Genomic DNA, 2,111 nt, shown 5'->3' on the forward strand with positions numbered 1-2,111 from the left:
AGTAGAACTCGGTGAAAATGGTCGTGAGTGCATTGAGGTTACCGTCCACTGTCTCATCTCCCTATGACGTGTCTGCAAGCTCTTGCGGCTGCCTTCAGACATATTTTCGCAACACAGGATTGTGATTGGTGGTAATAAAATTTCACCAGCACTCTGTTTCGCGTCATAAATCCTAATTTTGACAGAACCATGGCCGGACAACGATTACACCGTCAGGCGGCACAGCACCCCTCGGCCCCTCCGGTCCGCGCCAAAGGATTTAAGCCGGTGAACAGCCATAAGGCGCCTTTTGCCTCCGAGCCGGATTAACGCAGCGCCTCCGCTTCGGCTTGGGCGCTCAGCGCGGGGCCCGCGACGATCGCGTCGAGATAAAGATCAATCACCTCGGTCGCAGCAGCCGAAGCCGGAGCAAAATTGCCCTCAGTTCCGTCCAAGACACTGATCGCAACCCGCCACTCCGCCATGTCACGGCACGCCACGAACCGCGCGGCTTGTGATTGCACCGGGTCACCGACGATCAATCGGCAAAGACCCTGAGCCGTCTGAAAACTGCCGAGAACCCGAGCCTGGCCAAATCCTGAGACGTCACGCACCTGTCCGGTGGCAAGGTCTGATACAGCCTCGGCCACCGCTTGCAGGTCCGGTGGTGTCGGCAGCCCGTCCCCATCGCCCCTGAGGCCCCAACCAAGGCCCATCCCGACAACCAGCGATGCAGCGAGCGCCGCAGGCCAGGCATAGTGCCAGGTGAAAGGCCGCGCGATGCGACCGGCTTCCGGACCCGGCGCATCATGGGCCGTGGCGGTGCGCACCGTATCGATCAACCGTGCGGGAACGTCGTCTTGTGCAAAGGCGCGACGCAATACACTCGCTGTCTTTGCAAAGACCTCGTAGCGCGCGGCAAGCTCCGGGGTGCTGTCAATGATACGCCTCAGGGCCTCGGCCTCTGCGCCATCCAGTTCGCCATCGGCAAGCGCCATCAGCATTTCGTCCTCCACGCCATTTCCATCATGCTCGTTCATTGCGCTTCTCCTTGTTGGCGCGCACCATCGGACGTCATCCCCATTTCCCCAGCCAAGGTCATCCGTGCGCGCGCGAGACGGCTCATCACCGTGCCGAGCGGGATATCCAGCGCCTGCGCCGTCTCGCGATATTTCAAGCCCTCGACACAGACCAGCATGAGCACCTCACGCTGTTCTTGCGGCAGCCGATCCATTGCCGCCCTGACGTTGGCCAACTCCAGCCGCGCCTCGGTCACCCGGCGCCCGTCCTCGCCCATCAAAGGATGTGACGCCTCGGCATCGTCGATGGCCACGTTTGAGCGCGCCGCGCGATGTTGATCGATCCAGCAATTTCGCATGATCCGAAAAAGCCAGCTGTCGAGGCGCGTGCCCGGCGTGAAACCGGACAAGTTGCGCAGCCCCTTTTCGACTGTCTGCTGCACCAGGTCGTCGGCCTGATCCCAGCTTGGGGCAAGCGATCTGGCGAAGGCGCGCAGACGCGGAAGCAACTCGATGATCTGCAGTCTGATCTCTTGGGTCACGCGATGCTATCCGATCCGACTGAACGACTTTTCCAGCTTGTTACATCAAGGAGAACGGCACGCAGCAGGGTTTATTCCCATGCAGCACCGAAAAACTCTATGTTCGAACAGGAATAAGATGCGCCCTTGGTTCGTTTTGTAAACTTGAACTGCCGACCGCCCTCGCAATGAAAGCTGGATCCATGAATGACCATGACCGCCCTGACGCCACGCGCCGCAAGCTTTTGACTCGCATCGGCCTGGCCGGTGTGACGGCCTATACCGTGCCGGCCTTGACCCATCTCAGCATGGCTCACGCCTCCGGGGGCTCAGGCGGTGGCGGCGGCGGACGTGGCGGACCGGGTGGCAACGGTGGCCCAAGTGGGCCGCGCCGCATTCGCAGGCGCACGCAGCCGCGCAGGACACAGCGTCGCGTCACACAGCCGGTCCCGCCACCGCCGCCAGAAATCGTGCTGGTCCTAGCAGGCCGCTGAAATAGTTGCCGAACCGGAACGGCTTCCTTCCCGTCGGGGGCGGATCGCCTGATCGTCATGCCTGTCGGCGGGTCCGATGCTTGCTCTGGATGCTGTTC

Annotated in this window: 3 protein-coding genes; 1 reads left to right on the forward strand and 2 read right to left on the reverse strand. The window is 61.6% G+C overall.

The window, feature by feature from the left end:
- Window positions 1–305: 305 nt before the first annotated feature.
- Entirely contained in the window at window positions 306–1,019 is a 714-nt protein-coding gene (locus V8352_RS21575) for an anti-sigma factor (RefSeq protein ID WP_336426312.1), read from the reverse strand.
- Window positions 1,016–1,540 carry an RNA polymerase sigma factor gene (locus V8352_RS21580; RefSeq protein ID WP_336426313.1) on the reverse strand — a complete coding sequence of 175 codons (525 nt, stop codon included), beginning with the start codon at window positions 1,538–1,540 and terminating at the stop codon, window positions 1,016–1,018. Before V8352_RS21580 ends, V8352_RS21575 begins: the two co-directional genes overlap by 4 nt.
- A 182-nt stretch (window positions 1,541–1,722) precedes the next feature.
- On the opposite strand from V8352_RS21580, the gene V8352_RS21585 reads away from it, so the two are divergent.
- A complete protein-coding gene (locus tag V8352_RS21585) occupies window positions 1,723–2,013 on the forward strand; it encodes a hypothetical protein (RefSeq protein WP_336426314.1) in 291 nt (96 codons plus the stop codon).
- Window positions 2,014–2,111: the final 98 nt, after the last annotated feature.

The sequence above is a fragment of the Roseovarius sp. D0-M9 genome (genome assembly GCF_037083805.1).
Lineage (GTDB): Bacteria > Pseudomonadota > Alphaproteobacteria > Rhodobacterales > Rhodobacteraceae > Roseovarius.